Origin of the sequence: Falsihalocynthiibacter sp. S25ZX9, assembly GCF_041205405.1 — a bacterium.
GTDB lineage: Bacteria > Pseudomonadota > Alphaproteobacteria > Rhodobacterales > Rhodobacteraceae > Falsihalocynthiibacter > Falsihalocynthiibacter arcticus.
In genome coordinates, this window is the sequence record NZ_JBGFCD010000265.1 from 1 (window position 1) to 295 (window position 295).

At 53.9% G+C, this 295-nt stretch carries 1 pseudogene; it reads right to left on the reverse strand.

Features of this window, described 5'->3' with window-relative positions:
* Window positions 1–295: pseudogene (locus tag AB9F29_RS22180) on the reverse strand (fructose-bisphosphate aldolase); the annotation flags it as partial.

A 295-nucleotide genomic window follows, 5' to 3' on the forward strand; every position in this document is an offset into this window, starting at 1 on the left:
GCAATGCTTCACGCGCGCAGCTTGGCTCGAGATAACAATCTTCTGTTCCTCATAAACCGCTTTGGCTTCAGGGAGGGAGAGATTGTCGGTCGAGAGCTTGATTTTGATGATATGTGCCCCAAGAAGGGCCGCTATTTGCGCCGCGTAGGCCGCGATATCGATCGCAGTTTCACCATTTTTATCAAGCGCTTCGCCGCGATGGTAGGACCAGATTACCGTCGCCACACCTTTGGTCGCGGCTTCTTCGCGCATAGCGCTGATTTCTTCGAACATATCAAGCCCAGCTGAGGAGCCG